We start from the raw sequence: 18264 nt of genomic DNA, 5'->3' as shown, positions 1-18264 counted from the left end.
CGTCCGGCGGCCTACGCTGGTCACATGATCTCAGGAGCCCCCGTCCACGCCCTCGCTCCCGGCGGACGCGTGTTGTCAGGGCTGGACTTCGGTCCCCCTGACGGGGATCCCGTCCTGTTCATCGCGGGTGCCGCGACGGGCAAGAGCATGAGTTTCGGCGGTGATCTCCGCCGCTCGGCGAACATCCGCCTGCTCACCATGGACCGGCCGGGCATGGGCAGCTCGGCAGTCCACAGTGACCGGACGCTCGGCTCGACCGTCGAGGACTACCTGACCTTCGTCGAAGGCGTACTCGGCCGCGAGGATGTCAGGATCCCCGTTGTGGCGAACTCGCAGGGAAGTGTCTTCGCGCTCGGCGCCGCCCTCGCGGGCTGGGTGTCCCGGTTGGTTCTCGTGTCGCCGGCCGACGAACTCGCGCATCCGGCCATCCACGCGATGCTCCCCCCTGAGGCGACCCGGCTGGCCGATCTCGTACGAACGAACCCGGCAGAGGCGGCCAGGGTCCTGGGTACGTTCACAGCCGAGACGATGGAGTCGATGGTCCTCGAAGGGGCGGACGACATCGATCGCGCCCACTACACGGAACCGGGCTTTCTCAGTGTCTACCGGCGCTCGCTCGCCGAGGGATTCGCGAACGAAGGGGCCGGATACGTCCGGGACACTCTGATCGCGATGCGGCCATGGGAACTGCCGCTGGGCGACCTCCGGCTTCCGGTGACCATCCTGTTCGGCGCCCGCGATGCGGGCCATTCACCGGACAACGGGGCGACGCTCGCTCGTCGCATCCCTGCTGCCCGTCGCGAGGTACGAAACGACGCGGGCGGCGCACTGCTCTGGTCTCATTCGGACGTGGTCCTGAGGTCCCTCCGTACCAGCTGAAGCCGTGCTCAGTCGTACAGCTCGCGCTGCGGTCTCGCCGGAAGTGTGCTCGCCAGTTCGGCGTCGTCGTTCTCGTGAAGGCCGAGCTGAACGGCTTCCCTGATCTGTTCCCTGTTCTCCCTGACCACTTCGGCGAAGAACCGGTCGATGCGCTCGTCGGCGAGCACGTCGAGGATCACCCTGATCGTGGTATCCACAATGGACTTGACGACCTCGTCGTGAAAGGGAAGCTTGGCGAGCCTGCCCGCCTGCCGGTCGTTCTTGAGCTTCTCCGTCACGATCTCGCGCAACATTTCCTTGTTGTCGTTGAGCGAGCGCGCCATGTTCTCCGGGTAGTTGCCCGTCTCCAAAACCTTGACCACCTCGTCGAGCACGGCGATCGTGATGGGCTTCTTGATGGCCTGCACGATCGGCTTCGAGAAGCGTTCGACGAGACGCTGGGTGAACCGTTCCCCGAACGCCCTGTCCGCGGTGCGGGCGAGGCGCACGAGCACGACGATGATCCGCAACAGCCGGAAGCCGCGCAGCGCTGGATGCGCGATGGGGATCATACCGAGGATCTCGTACCAGTTCCGCAACGGAAACCGCTTGTCCCAGCGGGCCGCCCGCCAGCGCCACAGGAATTCGAGGAAGAAGACCCCACAGATGCTGGTGTCGATGATGAACACGGTGTGCGCCGTCTCCGGCGACGAGGAGAAGAACGTGACGTAGGTGAGCAGCGCGACCGAAAAGGCGGCCAGCAACAGCATCACGATGTCGAGCAGGGTTGACCTGGGTGAGGAACGTCGATTCGGCACACCGGTGGTCATGCGCGCATTGTGCCATCGAAACAGTGGCGGGCCCGCGCGCCGGAGCCTGACAAGCCGGTCGGAGGGTGAGCGCGGCAGGTCACGGACGTCCACCCGAGGTGGTTCACCCGCTCCAGCGACCACACCGGCAGGCGGTCCGCACCCGCGAGCGGAGTAGCCTCCGCGATGGCGGACCAGAGACTGTGAGGCGACATGAGCCGACCGGAAAGCGCGATCGTCATCGGCGGCGGCATCGGGGGGCTGAGCGCGGCGATCGGACTGCGTGCGATCGGTGTGCCGGTAACCGTGTACGAGCGAGGTGAGGGCACCGCGCTCGGCGCGGGTATCACACTGTGGCCCAACGCTCAGTACGCGCTCGCCGAACTCGGCCTCGGTCCCCGGCTCGACGCCCTCTACCCGCCGGGACCGAACTCCTCGCTCCGGGACAGCCGTGGCAGACGGCTCACCCACGTCGACGAAGCGGACTTCGTGCACACCAACGGGCGAGGACTGATGGGCGTCCACAGGGCGGAACTGGCCGACCTGCTCAGGTCGGCGCTGCCGGAGGGCACGGTGCGCTTTCGCACACCGGTCGGCTCGGTCGCCCCGGACGGTACCGTCGGCTTCCCTGACGGCACAACGGAATCGGCGGACCTCGTCGTGGCCGCCGACGGCATCCGCGGCACCGCGAGGGCGGCACTGTGGCCGGAGCACGCGGCCACCCGCTACACCGGCTTCACCGCGTTCAGGGCGGTCGTCGACGACAGGCAGAACCACGCGAGGGGCATCACGCTCGGACCCGGAACGGAATTCGGTTCCGTGCCGCTCACGGGAGGCAAAAGGTACTGGTATGCCTCGCTGTTCGCGCCGCGAGGGTTGCCGTACGGGCCGGCGAAGGAGTTCCTGACCGGCCACCTCGCGCACTGGCACCCGGGCGTGCGCGACCTGGTCGAGTCGACCGCGCCGGAGGCGATCCTCCGGCACGAACTCAGGGTGCTCGCCAGCCCGCTGCCCTCCTTCGTCTCGGGAAAGGTCGCCGTGCTCGGCGACGCGGCGCACGCCATGACCCCGTTCCTCGGACAAGGCGGTTGCCAAGCCATCGAGGACGCCGTCGTACTCGCGGCCTCGGTGGGCAAAGCCGCGACGATCGAAGAGGCACTGCGCGCCTACGACGCCGAGCGCAGGCCCCGGACCAGTGCCATCACCCGTGCCTCCGCGATGGCGGGCATGATCAGCAACCGGCCGCGCAACCGGGTCGTCGTCGCGCTGCGCGATGGCGCGCTGCGGGCGTCGAACCTGCTTCCGGTGTCCGCGCGGCGAGGCCCGGTCTCCGCGGCGACCGGCTGGCGGCCGCCCACACTGCCGCCGCGGTGAAGATCAACGGGTCGTCGTGCCGATGAAGTCGAGCGCCTGTGGCCATGACACGGCGTAAGCCTCGGCGTTGGCGTGCTTGGCATGCCTGGCACGGTCGCTGAACCCGTGCTCGGCGGCCGGGTACACGTGCACGATGCTCGCGCCGACGGTGCGCGACTGTAGTGCCGTCTGCAACCGGGAGAAGCTTTCCCACGGCACGATCGAGTCCTGTCCCGGGTACAGCATCATCACCGGCGCCTCGATTCGTGCCGCGTGCTCGACGGCGTCGACCGTGTGGTTGGACGCGGGAGTCCCCGGCACGGTCGGGTGGTAGGCGACCACGTTGACCAGCTCCCGCTGCCTCGCTCCGAGGATCAGGGCGAACCGGCCGCCGAGGCACCAGCCGATCACCCCGACCTTGGTCAGGCCCAGTTCTGCGCGCATGTGGCCGAGCAGCCGCTCCATCTCGGCGAGGCAGGTTTCGTCGTCGAGCCTGCTCATGAGTTCGGCAAGCCGCTCGCGTGGCGTGTCGTCGAGGCTGGGGCCGTGCCACGGGTCCCAGCTCAGCGCGGTCACGCCGGAGCGCGCGATGTCGTCGGCGAATTGCCTGACCTGCTCACCGATTCCGGTGATCATCGGCAGCAACAGCATCCCGGCCTCGCCACCGCCTTCCGGGACCGAAAGGTAGGCGTTCAGCTCGTCGATCTTGATCGTGGAAGTATCGATCTGGTGTGCCATGCACCGCACGCTAGTCGCTCGATGAGGCAGGATGGCCAACCATGGTCCCTTCGAAGCGCAGTCTCGCCGAGCAGCTCGGCGGCGCGTTGCCCGAGGGCATCGACGCGCTCGACGAGGAACACAAGCAGGTACTCGGCGACGCGCTCAGGGCGGCGAGAAGGCGACAGGCCGCCGCGCTGAGCGCCGCGGCGGAGGAATCGTTGTCCCACGTACCGTTCCTGCTGCGCGGTGCCGTTCGCAAGGCCGCCGGCCTGTGACCGCCGATCCCTTCGGGGAATTGGCGGCGCGCGCCGAGATCGTCAAGCTGGCGAGGGTACTCGGAGAGCCACCGGAGCGGTTCTCTTTCCTCGCCACGGTTCCCGCCGCCGACATCAGGGCCTTGCGCGAGCAGACGGCCGATGCCCTCTTCGAGGCCAACATCGGCGTGCTGCGGCGGATGGCGGCGGCGAGCAGGCTGCTTCCGGCAGGAGTGCTCGCCGCCATCACGGAGAAGGCATTCGGCCCGCTGCTGAGCGCGCGGATGGCGGGGCTCGTCGACCCGGCGAGAGGACTCGACATCGCGCGCAGGCTGTCCCCCGCTTTCCTCGCCGACGTGGCGGCCGAACTCGACCCGAGAAAAGCGCGCGCCATCATTTCCGGTATCCCGGCGAAGCTCGTCTCCGACGTCACCCGCGAACTGCGGCGGAGGAACGACTGGATCACGCTCGGCCGGTTCGTGGACCATGCGGGCGAGAGCACGGCGGAGGCGGGACTGGCCGTGCTCGACGACGCCGCGCTGTTGCGGGTGTCGTTCCTGCTCGACGACAAGACCAAGGCCGCCGCGCTCGTCGCACTGCTGCCGCACCGGCGCTACGAGGGCATTCTGCGGGCGGCGGGCGAACACGACCTGTGGCACGCGGTGTTCGCGCTGACGGGCGTGCTGGGCGAACCGGAAAGCGCCGCGCTCACCCGCGCCGCCGGTGGACTCGGCGAGGAGCCGAAACGGGAAGCCGTGCGGCGCGCGCGGGAACTCGGCGTACTCGACCGGCTCGGTCCCCTCGGCGAAGCCCTAACCCAGTAGGCGGGTGCACATGCGGTCGGCCATCGCGGCGATCGTCAGCGACGGGTTGGCACCGACCGGCCCCGGCATCGCGGCACCGTCGGCGACGTGCAGACCGGGATGGCCGAACACCTCGCCGTAGGCGTCGCACACGCCCTCCTCCGGATGCCTGCCGACCGGCGCGCCACCGAGCGGGTGCACCGTGATGATCCTGCGGAAGAACCAGACCGGATTGTCGAGGTAGCGCGCGCCGAGTTCGCCCGCGATGTCCCTCATCGTGTCGCGGACCCTTGCGAAGTAGTCGGTGCTGGTCTCGGTCGTCCACGCGATGTCGAGCAGATCGTCGCGCAGCCGCATCACGCCGTCCGGCACGTCCCTTCCCATACCGAGCAGCGGAAGCGAGCCCGCCGAGAGCGTGCCGTTGCCGAGCAGCCTGGAAAGTTCGCCGCCGAGCCGGTTGTCCGGCCAGCCTCGCAACAGCGCCAGCGCCCAGCGGGTGACGAACTCGGCCGTGCGGAACAGCGTTCTCGTGATGTCGGCCGATTCGACGAGCCAGTCGGTGAAACCGGGGTAGCCGCCGTCCTCGACGTAGAACCCGCGTCCCTCACCTGCCTCGTCGGCGCCGTCGGGAACCCGGATGGCGCTGGTGATCACCGGCCCCCTGCTCGCCTCCAGCGGACGGGCGCGGCTTCCGTTACCAGGCAACAGGAAGGTCAGCAGATCCCCGTTTCCGGAGAACCGGGTGCCGAGCGCCGCGCTGAGCCCCGGCAGTCCTTCGAGGTTGCGCAGCAACAGGTAGGTCGTTCCGTAGGTGCCGGCGGCGAGCACGAGCCGGTCGCACGTGATGCGGTGCACCGCGAGCTTGCCCTGGTCGGTCTTGGTGCCCTCGGCGCCGTGCTTGTGTTCGACGTAACCGACCTCGTAGCCGCCCCCGCGCCGGGCCCTGACGAGCACCACCTCGCTGCGGGTGCGGATGTCGGCGCCGCATGCGACCGCCGCGGAAAGGTAGGTGTGGTCGAGGGTGTTCTTGGCCCCGTCGTTGCAGCCGATGTCGCATTCTCCGCACAGCCTGCACGTCCGCCGTGGCATGCCGTGCAGGTTGCCGTACTCGGGTTCCACGATCGGAAGGCCGAGCGCGGGCTCGGCTCCCTGCCTCGGGGCGAAGCTGACGGCGAGCGGAGGGAGCCGCCAGTCGAGGCCGAGGTTCTTCGCCGCCTCTCGCATCGCCTTGGTTTTCGGGGTCGCGGCGTAGGCTGGCGAATCAAAGGGGTAAGGGCTCGGACTCAGCATCTTCTCGACCGCGTCGTAGTGCGGATCGAGATCAGCTCTCGTCACCGGCCAGTTCTCGTACCCGCCGCCGGGCAACGGGTCCTCGTCGACGAACCAGCGTTCGTCCTTGCGCAGCAACACGTTCGCGTAGATGAGCGAGCCGCCGCCGAGACCGCTGCTGACGAGTGAATCGAAACCGCGAAAGCTCCACACGTCGAAAAGCCCGTGCAACCCGGAGCCCGGATCCCAGAACGCCTTGCTCATGTCGGCCGGTGTTCGCGCGAAACCGCCTGGCGGGTAAGCCTTTCCGCGTTCGAGTACGACGACGCGCTTTCCCGCCTCGGCGAAGCGGTAGGCGGAAACCGAGCCGCCGAAGCCGGAGCCGACGACGAGAACGTCGGTGTGCTCTGGAGTCATCGGGGCCTTCCTCCAGCAGCGATCACGCCGAGCGCGGGCCATTCGGCGATCAGCTTGCCCCCGACTTCTCTTCCGTGCGCCATCAGAGCGCGGGCATCGGCGGTGTTGAACCGCAGGAATCCCGATGCGGTGAAGGGCAGGCCGTCCGGCTCGACGAGCAGCAGTTCGATCCGCTTCTTTCCGGTGGCCTCCGGCGCGGCGGCCGCGAGTTCGTTCACCGTCTCGGCGTGCCGGTAGTCGGCGAGCAACGCCGACTGCGCGACGTTCTCGGCGATCAGGCCGATGGTCTCGCCGAGCGAGGTCGGCGAGGGCGCCGGTCGCGTGATGCCCGACGCACCGACGACGATCGCGGCGTCCGGTTCGTAGGCAAGCGCGGGTTTGAGCGGGGTGTTCGCGACGAGACCGGCGTCGATGTACTCGTTGCCGCCGATCTTGCCTGGCGGGAACAGCAACGGCGCCGCCGTGCTCGCGAGCAGGTGCTCGACGCCGATGGTGGTCTCGACGTATTCGGCTTTGCCCCGGTGCGCGGGCGGTAGCGCGTTGGTGAACCTGACGACCTCGGCGCTCGACTGGTCGACGGCGGAGACGACGACCGTCTTTCCTTCGGTGACCGGCAGCGGGCCGTCACCGAAGTAGTCGGCGAAGGTACGCCGCGACGGCGAGGTGTCCAGCAGCCACCGCCAGCCGATGGCGTCGAGCAGGTTCTGCGGGAGGTTGCTCAACGGCCTTCGCACGAGCCTGCGCGGATCGAACATGCTCCACGCGTCGAACCGCAGCGAGAACAGGTCCGCGCAGTCGATTCTGCGCCACATGTCGGCGAGTGTGGCCGCGTCCATGCCGACCGCGAGACCGCAGGCGTTGATCGCCCCTGCCGACACTCCCGACAGCAGGCACGGGTCGAGGCCCGCGTCCTCGATCGCTCGCGCCACTCCCGCGCCGAAGTAGGCCGCTTGCGCCCCGCCGCCGGAGAACACCACGGCCAGCTTCGCTCCCCTCGTCATGACCTCCCTCTCTCCATGATGGACAGTGGAAGGTAGGTATCGGCAAGCGATCTGGTGAACAGCAAGGCATATCCTCCCGCGGCCTTCGCCGCGTCGACGACGTCACGTGCCCTCGGCGTGCGCAGCGAGGCGATCAGTCTCGCCAGTTCGAGCGCGCTCAGGCGCAGCACACCGGCGCCGACGACCTCCCCGCTGGTGTCCTGGCCCCGGTAGAGCCGGGTCGCCAGCGTCGTGGTGTCGGCCCACAGCTTCGCCGGCATGGGGTTCTCGCTCGTGGCCTTGTATCCGGCGACGTGATAGCGCACGCCGTTGTCGCTGAACCCGAACTCGTAGACCATCAGCGTGCGATAGGCACGGCCGGCGGGAGGAAACAGCCGGAAAACCCCGTTGTCGAACGGAATGTGCCTGCGGACACCGGGCAGTCGCACCTCACCGGTCAATGTGGCCGGTGGCCGTGGATCGCTGAGGAAGGCACCCGCGTCGGCGATGGTGACGGTGGCACGCAACACCATGCGCCATTCGGTGCGCTCACCGATCGAGGCGCCTTCCTCCGGATCGGTGACTCCCATCGTGAAGGGACCGGACATGAGTTCCCTGAACGTCAGTCCCGTTTCCTTCCGTTCCTGTCGGAGCATGTCAGGCCGCCTGCCGTTTGAGGAAGTCCAGCATCCGGGGGAACACGTCGATGTCGACGTTCTTTCCCATGAAAACGTCCTGGTGCCCGTAGCCGGGGAACACCTCAAGTTCGTGACGTCCCGGCGCGACGGCTTCCAGCCGCTCGTAGCAGACGATGTTCGAATCGGCGAAGACGCGGTTGGTCTCGCCTGTCGTCAGCAGCACGGGAGTGGTCACCTCGGCCGCACCGGCCAGGTAGTCGTCGGGAAGGCTGTCGTAGGCGGCGCCCTTCGCGAACTTGACCGCACGGCCGGCGTCGACCATCGCCAGCACGTGCCGGTAGTAGTGGAATCCGGTGGCGCCGTAGAGATCCCCGCCGCGCGCGTGCGTCACCTCGTGCAGCTTGTCGTGGCTGTACAGCGCGGGCCAGCCCGTTCCCCACATGAGGCTCAGCAGGTGACAGGCCGGGTTGTCGCATTCGGGATGGAAGAGGTCGACGACCTTGGAGAACAACCAGCCGCGTGTGAACCGGGGTTCGGCGTGCCAGCGTGGATCGAGGTAGGGAAAGCCGAGCAGGTACTCCATGACTCCAGGAGCTACGTTGAGCTTGAGCCGCGACCAGGCAGGCACGCGCGGAGTCAGCCCGGTGCTGTTGGCGATGACACTGCTGACACCGCCGACGGCGTCGAGGGCGCCGCCGAAGAGACTCATCAGGAAGGACACCGAGCCGAGGCAGTGGGCGATGACGTGAACGCGCCGGTTGCCGACGCTCCGGCGCAGTTCGGCGATGGCTGCCGGAAAGTCGTTGAGCGCGATGTCGTCCATGGTGAACCGGTGCATCGCGCGGTTGTAGGGGTGCCGGTTGCTCATCCGGTAGTCCAGCGTCCACACGTCGCCGAAACCGTTGTCCAGCAGGAACCGGACGAGGTTGCGGTGCTCGGGCATGATGAACATGTCGCTGGACGTGGTCAGTCCGTGAATCACCAGGACGATGTCGTCGCCGGTGCTCTTCCTCGAACCCCGGAACCTGAGCATGCTCAGGCCGAGCCCGTCGTCCGTGGTGAACGGATGGGTCGTGACCTCGGCATCCGGGACGCCCGTGAGCGTGTGCAGCGGGATGGGTCGTACCACCGCGGCCACCTCCTTGGGAGAGATCCAAAGGATGGCGGGGTGGGGCCCACCCCCCTCGTGCCGGCCCCACCCCGGGATCCCCGCATGATCACAATTGAGAACAACTGTTCTCGGACGAGAACCCTATCCACGAGTATCGTTCTCAGTCAAGAACACCCTTTCTCATTAGTTGACGGTGTTCTCTATCGAAGCAAGGATGCGGCCATGTCTACCCCTCGACCGGTCACCGAAAGCGGTGACCATCCTCCGTCCCGGAGAGAACGATTCCGGCAAGCGACGATCGACGAGATCAAGCGGACGGCCAGGGCGCAGATGGCCGACGAGGGGCCGGCCGGACTGTCGTTACGCGCGGTGGCCCGTGCCATGAACATCACGCCGAGTGCGCTCTACCGGTACTTCCAGGGCATCGACGACCTCATCACCGCGCTCTGTGTCGACGCCTACAACGCGCTCGCCGACGCGGTCGGTACGTCCGTCGCGACGGTCGACGAGCGCGACCCCGCCGACCACGCCGCGCGCTGGTGGGCCTTCGCGAGAGGAATGCGGGAGTGGGCCATCGCCAACCCCGCCGACTTCGCGCTCATCTACGGCACCCCGCTGCCCGGCTACGAAGCCCCTTCGGAGGAAACCAGACCCGCCGGGCTCCGCTTCACCGGCACCGCTCTGCGCATCCTCTCCGACGCCGTCGACGCCGGAGCCATCGATCTCGACACGGCCCTCATCCAGCACCGGCCCACGATCAGCGACGACCTTTCCGCCGCGCTGGACGCGGCAGGGATCTTCTCCGACCGCAGGGGCATCGCGATCCTGCTCGGCGCGTGGACGATCCTGCAAGGGCATCTGACACTGGAGTTGTTCGGCCACTTCGAGTGGTTGCACGTCGAGGCCGACGTGCTCTTCGACGAGCACGTGCGCGCGATGATGCTCACCATGGGGTTCGATCGCGCGGCGGCGGCACCACCACGGCAGAGCCCTTCCGCCACACCGCCCAGGTGAGCGGAACCCCCGGCCGGTAGGCGAGGTGGGTGATCGACGGCGCGTCCAGTACGTGCAGGTCGGCCCTCGCGCCGACGGTCAGCACGCCGACGGCGGGACCCGCGACGGTCTCGGTGTCCCTGCGCAACGCCCGGGCTCCGCCCGCCGTCGCCGCCCATACCGCCTCGCTCACCGACATCCCCATCTGCAACACGGCCGTCGCGACGCAGAACGCCATCGACGTCGTGTACGAGCTGCCGGGGTTCGCGTTGGTCGCGAGCGCGACGGTGGCACCGGCGTCGATCAGCTCCCTCGCGGGCGGCAACGGCTGTTTCGTGGAGAGATCGCACGCCGGTAGCAGCGTCGCGACCGTGCCGGAACCGGCGAGCGCTTCGATGTCGGCGGAGGAGAGGTACGTGCAGTGATCGACGCTCGCGGCGCCGTGCCGCACCGCGAGCCGCACGCCCGGCCCTTCACCGAGCTGGTTGCCGTGCACCCGCAGGCCGAGCCCGCGCTCGGCCGCGGCAAGCAGCACGCGGTGGGACTGGTCCTCGTCGAAGGCGCCCCGTTCGCAGAACACGTCGGCCCACCGCGCGTACGGCGCGACGGCGTCGAGCATGGGCCCGCATACGAGGTCCACATAGGACTCGGCGGTGTACTCCTTCGGCACGAGGTGCGCGCCGAGGAACGTGACCTCGTCGGCTACCGCAGCCGCGATTTTCGCCGAGCGCGCTTCGTCGGCGACGGTGAGCCCGTACCCGGTCTTGGTCTCGACACACGTGGTGCCCTGTCTTGCCGCTTCGGTGAGCAGCCGTTCGAGGTTGGCCGCGAGCTGCCCGTCGGCAGCCTCCCTCGTGGCCTCGACGGTCACCGCGATGCCACCGGCGAGATAGGGCGCGCCCGCCATGCGCGCCTCGAACTCAGCGGTGCGATCGCCCGCGAAAACGAGGTGCGTGTGGCTATCCACCCAGCCGGGCAGCGCGGCCCTTCCTCCCGCGTCGACGGCGGTGTCGGCGACGGGGGCCGAGGTGGCTGGACCGATCCATGCCACCCGTTCCCCTTCGAGCACGACGGCGGCGTCGGTGACCGTCCCGAAACCGGGGTCGTTCGTCGTCAGCTCACCGATACCGGTGATCACGGTGGATCGCATTGCCACAACCTCCCGATCTCCTCGGCGAGCACCGCTTCCGGCCATTCGACGCCGAGGTGGACGCGCTCCTTCACTCGCTGCCTTCCCGCGACGACGACATCGGTCACATCGGCCGCCGACGCGGCGAAAAACACCCCGTCGGGCCGGATTCCCGCCGTACGAGGAGAACCGAGGTCGACCGTGACGAGGTCGGCCTGCGCTCCCGCCGTGAGCGTGCCGACGTCGGCGAAGCCGAGCGCGGCGTGCGCCGCGCCGATGGCACGCAGGTCGGCGACGCCAAAACGGCCCCTGCACTCGCCCGCAAGCCGCTCGTCGAGTTCGAGCGCTGCCGTCTCGGCGAAGGGGTCGATCACGGCCTGACTGTCGCTGCCGAGGCACAGCCGCACCCCCGCGTCGGCGAGCAGGCCCGCTGGCCCGATGCCGTCCCCGAGGTCACGTTCCGTCGTCGGGCAGAAACACGCCCACGCACCAGAGTCACTTAATGTCGACATGTCACCATCGGTCAAATGGGTGGCGTGCACGGCCACCGAGGCGGGACCGAGCACTCCGGAATCGGCGAGTACCGCGGTAGGCGTCCTCCCGTGGAAGGCGAGACAGTCCTCGTTCTCGGCACGCTGCTCGGAAAGATGAACGTGCAAGGGGCGGGCCGCCGCGAACTCCGCGACCTTCGGCAACTCCGGTCCGGGAACGGCCCGCACCGAATGCACGGCGGCACCGACCGTCGACATCGGACTCTCCGGCAGCGCGGCGACCCGTTCGGCCCACGCGTGCGCGTCACCGTCGCCGAACCGCCGCTGTACCGGATCCAATTCCTTCCCGAACCCGCCGGCCAGATAGCAGGTGTCCAGAAGGCACAGCCGGATACCGGCGTCCTCCGCGGCGGCGGCGAGCGCGAGCCCCATCGCGTTGGGTTCGGCATAGCGCACCCCGTCCTTGCCGTGATGCAGGTAGTGGAACTCGCCGACGCTCGTGTACCCGGCGAGCACCATCTCCGCGTACACGCCACGGGCCAGCCGGTAGTAGCTGTCCGGATCGAGCTTCGCGGCCAGCGCGTACATGCCCTCACGCCACGTCCAGAACGTGCCCCTTCCCAGGTGTGTTCGCCCGCGCAGCGCGCGATGGAAGGCATGCGAATGCCCGTTGGCGAAACCGGGAATGGTCAGTCCATTCAGGACCACCCCCGCGCGCGGCGCCCCCTTGGTGACGGCGGTGATCCGCCCGTCGCCGACATCGATCCGCACGGCGTCCGCTACACCTTCAGGCAGCCACGCGTGCTCGCACCAGTAACTCACCGGCACAGGTACTCCAGCACGTCGGCCAGCGCGGCCGATCCGCGTTCGACGTCGGCGGGTTCCGCGAACTCCTCCGGCGCGTGGCTGATTCCGGTCGGGTTGCGCACGTAGAGCATCGCCGACGGCAGCACATCGGCGAGTACCGCGGCGTCGTGCCCAGCGCCGGTCGGCAAAGCGGGAACGCCACCGAGCAAGCGGGAAAGCTCGTCGCGCAGTACGGGATCGAACAGCACCTCGCCACTGAGCGACTCCTCACTGACAACCAGGGAACATCCTTCCTCGGCTGCCGCGGCCGAGGAAGCCGCCTCGATTTCGGCCACCAGCGCGCGAACGTCGCCCTCCGGCATCCTCGCGTCCAACCAGAGGTCCACAGTGGACGCTATGACGTTGGTGCCGCCCGGAGTCGGCACGAGCCTGCCGACCGTGGCCCTCGCCATCGGGAACTTCTCGGCGATCCGTCTCGCCGCCGTGACCGCGTGCGCGGCGGGCAGCATCGGATCCGCCCTGTCGCACAACAACGTCGCGCCGGCGTGGTTTCCCTGTCCGGAGAACGAGAACCGCCATCGGCCGTGCGCGATCACCGAACTGCCGACGGCGACCGGCTCCGCGACGTCGACGAGGCCCCTGCCCTGCTCGACGTGCAACTCCACGAACCGGCCGATCCGGCCGAGCCGCGCGGGATCGGCGCCGACCCGTCCGGGATCAAGCCCCGCCTTCGCGCTCGCCTCCGCGAACGTGACGCCGTCGGTGTCGGACAGCCGCAACGCGGCCGTCGCGTCGATCGCGCCGGTCAGCAACCGCGAACCGAGACAGGGAACGCCGAACCGGCCGCCCTCCTCCTCGGCGAACACGACGACACCGAGCGGTTTGCCAGGCCGGAATCCCCGTTCCCGCAACGTTCCCACCGCGCTCAACGCGCTGGCGACCCCGAGCGGGCCGTCGAAAGCCCCTCCACCGGGTACCGAATCGACGTGACTTCCCGTGACGACAGCGTCTCCGGAATCGGGCTCGCCCCACCACGCCCACAGGTTGCCGTTGCGGTCGGTCTCGACCTCAAGTCCCGCACCCTCGGCTCGCTCCGCGAACCACTCGCGCAGTTCGGTCTCCGCCTCGGCGAACACGTGCCGGGAATAGCCTCCCCGCGCGGAATCCCTCCCCACGTCGGTGATCTCGTCGAGCAGCGATTGCGTCCCCATCACGTGTCCTCCCGCATCGGAATGCGCACCCCGCGCTCCGCCGCGACCTCGGCGGCTCGCTCGTAGCCCGCGTCGACGTGCCGGATCACGCCCATCGCGGGATCGTTGGTCAGTACCCGCTCGATCTTGCGCGCGGCAAGCTCACTGCCGTCGGCGACGCACACCTGCCCCGCGTGAATCGATCGACCCATGCCGACGCCGCCGCCGTGGTGGATCGAGACCCAGGTTGCCCCTGATGCCGTATTCACGAGTGCGTTGAGCAGCGGCCAGTCGGCGATGGCGTCGGAACCATCGGCCATGCCCTCGGTCTCCCGGTAGGGCGAGGCGACGCTGCCAGCGTCGAGGTGATCCCTGCCGATCACCACCGGCGCCGACAGTTCGCCGCTGGCGACCATCTCGTTGAACCGCAGCCCCGCGAGATGCCGCTGCCCGTAGCCGAGCCAGCAAATCCTCGCCGGAAGCCCCTGGAAGGCGACCCGTTCTCCGGCGAGCTTGATCCAGCGGGCCAGTGCCTCGTCCTCGCCGAAGAGGTCGAGTATCGCCCTGTCGGTCGCGGCGATGTCGGCCGGATCGCCGGAAAGCGCGACCCAGCGAAACGGGCCCTTGCCCTCGCAGAACAGCGGGCGGATGTAGGCGGGAACGAACCCGGGGAAGTCGAAAGCGCGCTCACAGCCGCCGAGTTTGGCCTCGCCGCGTAACGAATTGCCGTAGTCGAACACCTCGGCTCCCCCGTCGAGGAACCCGATCATCGCGTCCACGTGCTCCGCCATCGAATCGCGGGAACGGTCGGTGAACTCGTCGGGCTTCTTCGCCGCGTAGTCGTGCCAGTCCTCGACGTCCACCCCGACCGGCAGATAGGCGAGCGGGTCGTGCGCCGAGGTCTGATCGGTGACGATGTCGGCCTCGACTCCCCTCCGCAGCAACTCGGGCAGCACCTCGGCCGCGTTGCCGATCAACCCAACCGACAAGGCGCGCCGCAGCCTCTTCGCATCGGTCACCCTCGCGATCGCGTCGTCCACATCGGACGCCAGCTCGTCGAGGTAGCGGGTTTCGATCCGCCGCAGCGCCCGCTGCCGATCGCACTCGATGACCAGCGCCGTGCCTCCGTTCATCGTCACGGCAAGCGGTTGCGCCCCGCCCATCCCGCCGAGACCGGCCGTGATCGTGAGTGTTCCGGCGAGGCTTCCGCCGAATCGTTTGCGCGCCACCTCGGCGAACGTTTCGTAGGTGCCCTGCAAGATGCCCTGCGTGCCGATGTAGATCCAGGAACCCGCCGTCATCTGCCCGTACATCGTCAGCCCCAGTGACTCCAGCCTGCGAAACTCGGGCCAGGTCGCCCAGTCGCCGACGAGGTTGGAGTTCGCGAGCAGCACCCTCGGCGCCCACTCGTGGGTTCGCAGGACACCGACCGGCTTTCCTGACTGCACAAGCAATGTCTCGTCCTCGGCCAGCGTCGTCAGTGACCGTTCGATGGCGTGGTAGCTCGGCCAGTCGCGGGCCGCCTTGCCAGTCCCCCCGTACACGACGAGGTCTTCGCCGCGCTCGGCGACGGCCGGGTCGAGGTTGTTGCGCAGCATCCGCAGCGCGGCTTCGGTCTGCCAGTTCCGCGCGGTGAGCTTGTCGGTCATGTTTCCTCCATCACGGCGAGCACGGCACCTGAGTCGATCAATGCTTCGGCCGCGGCGATCTCGGGAGCGAGATGCCGGTCTGGTCCTGGCCCCGCGACCACGGTGCGCAGCAGGTCGCGCGCCGCGCCGGTGACCGGGGCTGGTTCGAGCGGCGCCCGCAGATCGAGCGCTCTCGCGGCACACAACAGTTCGACGGCAAGGACCGTGCGCAGCCCGTCGACACCTCTGCGCAGCTTTCGCGCCGCGGCCCAGCCCATCGACACGTGGTCCTCCTGCATGGCACTGCTCGGAATCGAGTCGACCGAGGCGGGCACGGCGAGCCGTTTCAGTTCGCTGACGATCCCCGCCTGCGTGTACTGGGCAATCATGTGGCCGGAGTCGACGCCTGGGTCGGCGGCGAGGAACGCGGGCAGCCCGTTCGAGCGGGCGGTGTCGAGCATCCGGTCGGTTCGCCGTTCCGCGATCGAGGCAACGTCGGCGACCGCGATCGCAAGGAAATCGAGCACGTAGCCGAGCGGCGCGCCGTGGAAGTTGCCGTTCGACTCGATCCGGCCGCCCTCCAGCACGACGGGGTTGTCGATCGCGGAGGACAACTCGATGTCGGCGACCCGCTCCGCGTGCGCCAGCGTGTCCCTCGCCGCGCCATGGACCTGCGGCGCGCAGCGCAGTGAATAGGCGTCCTGCACGCGCGTGCAGTCCGGTCCCCGATGACTCGCGACGATCGCGGAACCGGACAGCGCCGCCAGCATCCTGCGTGCGGAGAGCGCCTGGCCAGGGTAAGGCCGGAGGGCCTGTAGGTCCGCGGCGAAGACCCGGTCGGTGCCGAGCAACGCCTCGACGCTCATGGCAGCGGTCAGGTCGGCGACGGCGAGCAGGTCCCGCAGGTCGGCCGCCGCGAGCACCAGCATGCCGAGCATGCCGTCGGTGCCGTTGGTCAGCGCGAGCCCTTCCTTCTCGGCCAGCGTCACCGGCTCGATTCCGGCCAGCCGCAACGCGGTCGCGGCTGGAAGGCGCTCACCATCCGCCGTTTCGGCCTCGCCCTCCCCCATCAGCGCGAGCGCCACCGCGGCAAGCGGGGCGAGATCGCCGGAGCAGCCGAGCGAACCGTACTCGTGCACGACGGGCGTGATACCGGCGTTGAGCATCGCGGCCAGCGCGGCGGCCGTCTCCCTCCTGATGCCGGTGTGCCCGGTGGCGAGCGTGCGCAGCCGCAGCACCATGAGTGCCCGCACCACCTCCCGCTCCAGCTCGGCTCCGGCTCCCGCCGCGTGCGACCTGATCAGCGAGCGCTGCAAATCGGCACGCCGTTCTTCGGGGATGTGCCTGACCGCCAGCGCGCCGAAGCCGGTCGAGACGCCGTAGGTGGCCTCAGGCGTCTCGGCGAGCGCGTCGACGTGCTCGCGCGCGGTGACGATGTTGCTCAGCGCGACCGCGTCGAGCACGACCGACGCGTCGTGCCGCGCGACGTCGACGACCTGCCGCCTGCCCAGGTTCGCCGCGCCGAGGGATACCTGCTCTGCCATACCCCTATTGCACTCCGCGAGACAGCGCGCATCCTGTTCGGTAAGCCGGTTGTGTCTCGGATTCCAGACAGGAGGGGTATGAGCGTCCCCGCGCTGCGTCGTGGCCTCGCCCTCCTCGGCGCGCTCGCCGGGCACGCGGGTCCCGTTTCGGCTGCCGCGCTCGCCCGCGAACTCGGCCTGCCGAGATCGACGACCTACCACCTCCTCGGCGAACTCGAATCGGCCGGTTTCGTCGTTCACCTTCCCGCCGAACGCAGGTACGGCCTCGGCATCGCCGCCTTCGAACTCGGCTCCGCCTATCTGCGGCACGATCCGCTCGAACGGCTCGCCGGGCCGGTGCTGCGCAGGCTCGTCGACAAGGTGGGGCATACCGCGCAACTCGGCATCCTGCACGGCAACGAGCTGCTCTATCTGGTCAAGGAACGACCCGCCGTTCCGGAAACGCTGGTCACCGACGTCGGCGTCCGCCTGCCCTCGCACCTGACCGCTTCGGGAAGGGCCATGCTCTGTCACCTGCCCGCCGCACACGTGCGGGCACTGTTCCCCGCGCCTTCGGCGTTCGTGCGGCGCACCGGAAGGGGTCCGCGAACCCTCGCCGAGCTGCGCGGACTGCTTGGCGCACATCGCAGACTCGGGTGGGCCGTCGAGGACGGGCACGTCACCGAGGGGTTCGCCTCGGTGGCGCATCCGGTTTTCGACCACGGCGGCAGGCCACTGGCCTCCGTCGGCGTCACGTTGCGTCACCTGTGCGACGGCGATGCCTGTACCGAGACCTGGCCCTCACTCGCCGAGCAGGTTCGCAGGGCCGCGAGCGAGCTGACGAGCAGAATCGGCGGTCAGCCGGGCTGAACCTGCCGAGATCCGTGCTCAGGGACCGGTTCTCTCGCGCACGTGACGATGTGATCCATGTGCCGGGCGCCCCAATTTCCGAGCGGTTCGAGCGCGTCGTTGAGCGATATGCCCAGCTCGGTGAGGGAATACTCCACCCTTGGCGGCACCTGGTGGTAGACCTCGCGGTGCACGATGCCGTCGGTCTCAAGCTCTCGCAGCTGCTGGATGAGCATCTTCTCGGTCACGCCGAGCACGAGCCGCCGCAGCTCGCCGAACCGCTTCGCGCCGTCGTGCAGCGCCCACAGGATGAGCACCTTCCACTTTCCGCCGATGACGTCTATCGCGGCGTCGATGCCACACGCGTACGGCCTGGCCTTCCTTCGCATGCGCGCTCTCCTAACTTACCTTCAGCACAGTACCTGACTTTGAAGTCAGTACT

The 18264-nt window shown here is 68.8% G+C and carries 18 protein-coding genes; 6 read left to right on the top strand and 12 right to left on the bottom strand.

Going from position 1 to position 18264, the window contains the following annotated elements; translation table 11 throughout:
• The first annotated feature begins 24 nt into the window (after window positions 1-24).
• On the top strand, window positions 25-879 hold the full coding sequence (locus tag BAY61_RS04990; RefSeq protein WP_091810747.1) for an alpha/beta fold hydrolase: 855 nt from the start codon (window positions 25-27) through the stop codon (window positions 877-879).
• Between the two features lie 8 nt (window positions 880-887).
• Here BAY61_RS04990 and BAY61_RS04985 read toward each other — a convergent pair whose 3' ends face one another.
• Window positions 888-1688, bottom strand: a complete 801-nt coding sequence (locus BAY61_RS04985) for an ion transporter (protein WP_091810794.1) — start codon at window positions 1686-1688, stop codon at window positions 888-890.
• A 192-nt stretch (window positions 1689-1880) separates the two neighbouring features.
• Here BAY61_RS04985 and BAY61_RS04980 point away from each other — a divergent pair, with 192 nt between their 5' ends.
• Window positions 1881-3041: an FAD-dependent monooxygenase gene (locus tag BAY61_RS04980; RefSeq protein ID WP_091810748.1), complete on the top strand. Its 1161-nt coding sequence runs from the start codon at window positions 1881-1883 to the stop codon at window positions 3039-3041.
• 3 nt (window positions 3042-3044) lie between these two features.
• On the opposite strand, the gene BAY61_RS04975 is transcribed toward BAY61_RS04980, so the two are convergent.
• Complete coding sequence (locus BAY61_RS04975) at window positions 3045-3758, bottom strand: dienelactone hydrolase family protein (RefSeq protein ID WP_091810749.1); 714 nt, start codon at window positions 3756-3758, stop codon at window positions 3045-3047.
• A gap of 41 nt (window positions 3759-3799) precedes the next feature.
• Here BAY61_RS04975 and BAY61_RS04970 point away from each other — a divergent pair, with 41 nt between their 5' ends.
• Both BAY61_RS04970 and BAY61_RS04965 read left to right on the top strand, forming a co-directional pair.
• Window positions 3800-4015, top strand: coding sequence for a hypothetical protein (locus tag BAY61_RS04970; RefSeq protein WP_091810750.1), 216 nt, complete (start codon window positions 3800-3802; stop codon window positions 4013-4015).
• On the top strand, window positions 4012-4818 hold the full coding sequence (locus BAY61_RS04965; protein WP_091810751.1) for a hypothetical protein: 807 nt from the start codon (window positions 4012-4014) through the stop codon (window positions 4816-4818). Before BAY61_RS04970 ends, BAY61_RS04965 begins: the two co-directional genes overlap by 4 nt.
• On the opposite strand, the gene BAY61_RS04960 is transcribed toward BAY61_RS04965, so the two are convergent.
• From BAY61_RS04960 to BAY61_RS04945, 4 genes are read right to left on the bottom strand one after another with little or no spacing between them, the layout of a single operon-like run.
• Complete coding sequence (locus tag BAY61_RS04960) at window positions 4807-6483, bottom strand: GMC oxidoreductase (protein ID WP_091810752.1); 1677 nt, start codon at window positions 6481-6483, stop codon at window positions 4807-4809. The genes BAY61_RS04965 and BAY61_RS04960 overlap by 12 nt on opposite strands.
• Complete coding sequence (locus BAY61_RS04955) at window positions 6480-7484, bottom strand: patatin-like phospholipase family protein (protein WP_091810753.1); 1005 nt, start codon at window positions 7482-7484, stop codon at window positions 6480-6482. The genes BAY61_RS04960 and BAY61_RS04955 overlap by 4 nt, the downstream gene beginning before the upstream one ends.
• Window positions 7481-8119, bottom strand: a complete 639-nt coding sequence (locus BAY61_RS04950) for a hypothetical protein (protein ID WP_091810754.1) — start codon at window positions 8117-8119, stop codon at window positions 7481-7483. The genes BAY61_RS04955 and BAY61_RS04950 overlap by 4 nt, the downstream gene beginning before the upstream one ends.
• 1 nt (window position 8120) lies before the next feature.
• Entirely contained in the window at window positions 8121-9230 is a 1110-nt protein-coding gene (locus tag BAY61_RS04945) for an alpha/beta fold hydrolase (protein ID WP_091810755.1), read from the bottom strand.
• A 204-nt stretch (window positions 9231-9434) separates the two neighbouring features.
• Here BAY61_RS04945 and BAY61_RS04940 point away from each other — a divergent pair, with 204 nt between their 5' ends.
• The gene (locus tag BAY61_RS04940; protein ID WP_170140341.1) at window positions 9435-10226 is read left to right on the top strand and encodes a TetR/AcrR family transcriptional regulator; all 792 of its coding nucleotides are present in this window, start codon (window positions 9435-9437) and stop codon (window positions 10224-10226) included.
• Here BAY61_RS04940 and hutI read toward each other — a convergent pair.
• From hutI to hutH, 5 genes are read right to left on the bottom strand one after another with little or no spacing between them, the layout of a single operon-like run.
• Entirely contained in the window at window positions 10156-11355 is a 1200-nt protein-coding gene (gene hutI / locus BAY61_RS04935; protein ID WP_091810757.1) for an imidazolonepropionase, read from the bottom strand. The two genes, BAY61_RS04940 and hutI, sit on opposite strands and share 71 nt — an antisense overlap.
• Complete coding sequence (locus BAY61_RS04930) at window positions 11340-12647, bottom strand: formimidoylglutamate deiminase (RefSeq protein ID WP_091810795.1); 1308 nt, start codon at window positions 12645-12647, stop codon at window positions 11340-11342. The genes hutI and BAY61_RS04930 overlap by 16 nt, the downstream gene beginning before the upstream one ends.
• The gene (locus BAY61_RS04925) at window positions 12644-13843 is read right to left on the bottom strand and encodes an allantoate amidohydrolase (RefSeq protein ID WP_091810758.1); all 1200 of its coding nucleotides are present in this window, start codon (window positions 13841-13843) and stop codon (window positions 12644-12646) included. The genes BAY61_RS04930 and BAY61_RS04925 overlap by 4 nt, the downstream gene beginning before the upstream one ends.
• A complete protein-coding gene (gene hutU / locus BAY61_RS04920; RefSeq protein WP_091810759.1) occupies window positions 13843-15471 on the bottom strand; it encodes a urocanate hydratase in 1629 nt (542 codons plus the stop codon). The genes BAY61_RS04925 and hutU overlap by 1 nt, the downstream gene beginning before the upstream one ends.
• Complete coding sequence (gene hutH / locus BAY61_RS04915; RefSeq protein ID WP_091810760.1) at window positions 15468-16994, bottom strand: histidine ammonia-lyase; 1527 nt, start codon at window positions 16992-16994, stop codon at window positions 15468-15470. Before hutH ends, hutU begins: the two co-directional genes overlap by 4 nt.
• A 78-nt stretch (window positions 16995-17072) precedes the next feature.
• Here hutH and BAY61_RS04910 point away from each other — a divergent pair, with 78 nt between their 5' ends.
• A complete protein-coding gene (locus BAY61_RS04910) occupies window positions 17073-17843 on the top strand; it encodes an IclR family transcriptional regulator (protein WP_091810761.1) in 771 nt (256 codons plus the stop codon).
• On the opposite strand, the gene BAY61_RS04905 is transcribed toward BAY61_RS04910, so the two are convergent.
• Complete coding sequence (locus BAY61_RS04905; protein ID WP_091810762.1) at window positions 17831-18211, bottom strand: winged helix-turn-helix transcriptional regulator; 381 nt, start codon at window positions 18209-18211, stop codon at window positions 17831-17833. The genes BAY61_RS04910 and BAY61_RS04905 overlap by 13 nt on opposite strands.
• Between the last annotated feature and the right edge of the window lie 53 nt (window positions 18212-18264).

Origin of the sequence: Prauserella marina, from assembly GCF_002240355.1 — a bacterium.
In the GTDB taxonomy this organism is placed as follows: Bacteria; Actinomycetota; Actinomycetes; order Mycobacteriales; family Pseudonocardiaceae; genus Prauserella_A; species Prauserella_A marina.
Note: the sequence above shows the minus strand (reverse complement) of the source record. Positions and strands in the feature narration are given on the sequence as shown.

Coding starts and splice junctions, on each gene's coding strand:
- BAY61_RS04990 (WP_091810747.1), top strand. CDS start 25: ATGATCTCAGGAGCCCCCGTCCACGCCCTCGCTCCCGGCGGACGCGTG.
- BAY61_RS04985 (WP_091810794.1), bottom strand. CDS start 1,688: ATGACCACCGGTGTGCCGAATCGACGTTCCTCACCCAGGTCAACCCTG.
- BAY61_RS04980 (WP_091810748.1), top strand. CDS start 1,881: ATGAGCCGACCGGAAAGCGCGATCGTCATCGGCGGCGGCATCGGGGGG.
- BAY61_RS04975 (WP_091810749.1), bottom strand. CDS start 3,758: ATGGCACACCAGATCGATACTTCCACGATCAAGATCGACGAGCTGAAC.
- BAY61_RS04970 (WP_091810750.1), top strand. CDS start 3,800: ATGGTCCCTTCGAAGCGCAGTCTCGCCGAGCAGCTCGGCGGCGCGTTG.
- BAY61_RS04960 (WP_091810752.1), bottom strand. CDS start 6,483: ATGACTCCAGAGCACACCGACGTTCTCGTCGTCGGCTCCGGCTTCGGC.
- BAY61_RS04955 (WP_091810753.1), bottom strand. CDS start 7,484: ATGACGAGGGGAGCGAAGCTGGCCGTGGTGTTCTCCGGCGGCGGGGCG.
- BAY61_RS04950 (WP_091810754.1), bottom strand. CDS start 8,119: ATGCTCCGACAGGAACGGAAGGAAACGGGACTGACGTTCAGGGAACTC.
- BAY61_RS04940 (WP_170140341.1), top strand. CDS start 9,435: ATGTCTACCCCTCGACCGGTCACCGAAAGCGGTGACCATCCTCCGTCC.
- hutI (WP_091810757.1), bottom strand. CDS start 11,355: ATGCGATCCACCGTGATCACCGGTATCGGTGAGCTGACGACGAACGAC.
- BAY61_RS04925 (WP_091810758.1), bottom strand. CDS start 13,843: ATGGGGACGCAATCGCTGCTCGACGAGATCACCGACGTGGGGAGGGAT.
- hutU (WP_091810759.1), bottom strand. CDS start 15,471: ATGACCGACAAGCTCACCGCGCGGAACTGGCAGACCGAAGCCGCGCTG.
- hutH (WP_091810760.1), bottom strand. CDS start 16,994: ATGGCAGAGCAGGTATCCCTCGGCGCGGCGAACCTGGGCAGGCGGCAG.
- BAY61_RS04910 (WP_091810761.1), top strand. CDS start 17,073: ATGAGCGTCCCCGCGCTGCGTCGTGGCCTCGCCCTCCTCGGCGCGCTC.
- BAY61_RS04905 (WP_091810762.1), bottom strand. CDS start 18,211: ATGCGAAGGAAGGCCAGGCCGTACGCGTGTGGCATCGACGCCGCGATA.